At 61.1% G+C, this 1,826-nt stretch carries 1 protein-coding gene; it reads right to left on the minus strand.

What is annotated here, in order from left to right:
• Positions 1 to 1,119: reverse transcriptase domain-containing protein (locus HTV45_RS33165; protein WP_215209603.1), on the minus strand; the 1,119-nt coding region annotated here is incomplete at its 3' end.
• Positions 1,120 to 1,826 lie beyond the last annotated feature (707 nt).

Here is a 1,826-nt window from a genome sequence, read left to right on the forward strand (position 1 = left end):
AGCCAGGCGTTCGGCGGGTGCGCCCCGGTGCTGTCGGATGATGGCCTTCATCTTCTTCTTGACCCGTTGTACTGCGTCCTTGCTCGGCTTGATGATCAGCTTCCGGTCGTAGCGCCTGACGTTGAATCCAAGGAAGTCAAATCCATCAGCGAGATGGACGACACGCGTCTTCTCCTCGTTGAAGGAAAGTCCTCTCGACTGGAGCCAGGCAGCCAATTTCGTTTGCAGATCACGTGCCTCCGACTCCGAGGTACACAGCACCACGAAGTCATCGGCGTACAGAACAAGAGCGGGGGGAACATGCCTTGTTCCTCTGGCGGGAACATTTGCGTTAATCGCGCCCCCCATCCCGTGCAGGGCCACATTGAGCAGCAGAGGACTGATGACTCCGCCTTGCGGCGTGCCTTCGATCGTGTGTGCGTAGGTGCCCTGCTCCATGACCCCAGCGCGCAACCATCCCTTGATCTGCCGCCGGCCCGGAAACAGGCCGATGGAGTCCATGAGGTGACTGTGGCTGATGCGGTCGAAGGCCGCCGACAGGTCCGCGTCGAGAACCCACAGCCGTTTTGCGGTCTTCTGGCAGGCTATCTGGAAGATAACCCCGATCGCGTCAGCGCATCCGCGTCCCGGCCGGAACCCGTAGGTTCGACCGTCGAACCGAGCTTCCCATTCCGGCTCTAGAGCATTCTTCACCCTCGCCTGGTTTGCGCGGTCGCGTATGACAGGAATGCCCAACGGCCGGGTCTTCCCATTCGCCTTCGGGATGTACACACGCTTGACGGGCTTTGCCGGGATGTCCGGTTGAGTGAGAGTCTTTCTCGCCAGAGTACCCCGGTCTTTCGGGGTCAGCGCAACGACCCCATCGATACCCGCCGTCTTCTTTCCGGTGCTCTGCTGTGCCACCCGGCGAACACTCGTCAAGGCGTTCGCCCTGGATCGCAGCATGAGCTTTTGCAGGTTGCGCACCCGCTTCATGTCACCGTTCCGTGCGGCCCTGTAGATCCTCTGGCGCAGCCGCTTTACGGATGCTTCTTCTGAGCGCCAATCGATACCGGCCCAAAATTCCGCGTCGCCCTCGGGTCCGTTCATCGGGAGGGCGCACTGCGACACCAAAGACATTGCCGCCCCTCCTCCTGTCTAACTTGCGCCTCGGTGCAAGCTTTTGCCCTTTGCTCTACATGGCCTACCTGTCCCACGTCAGCGCTCTTTCGAGCCCAGCTACAAAGCTGGTGTCCGCAGAGTTATACCCGGAGGGGGAGAATCCCCAGGGCCCGAGCTTTCCTCTGGGCTTTCGCCCGAGCGGCATTCGCTTCTTGGGACATCCTGTTCCCGCACCGGATTTCTGCCTTCGTTGCCTCCGGCTTACCGGCTGACCATCCGGACCCGTACGGGGTTCCCGTGTTCCACTGCCAACAGTTGCGTCCGGACAGGGCGCCCTCTCTGAACCGACTCCCACGGTGACCTACGCTGGAAACCAGAGGTTCCCTTGAGCCTCTTTCAATACAGCTCGCGTCGTGTCGCACTTCTCAATGCAAGGAGTTCCCACCGCCGACTGCTTTACCATGGACGCGGTGTTCCTCATGTCGGCTCGTAAGGACAAGGGTTCGCTTTCGCTCGCCCGCTCGGACTTCCCCTTTGCTTGTGGCGTGATGATGGCCCATCGTGCCCTTGAGCTTGACCACCTCGGCTCAGCACCCCCGCGTCACCGCAGACGCACCCGAGGCTGGGGACCGGCCATCGGTCACAGGCCGGAGTAGTCGACTCCTCTCCTTGCAACTACCACTGCATGACAGCGACTTCACGTCGCACTGAAAGCGCGAGGCTAA

The organism is Streptomyces sp. CHD11 (genome assembly GCF_018638295.1).
In the GTDB taxonomy this organism is placed as follows: domain Bacteria; phylum Actinomycetota; class Actinomycetes; order Streptomycetales; family Streptomycetaceae; genus Streptomyces.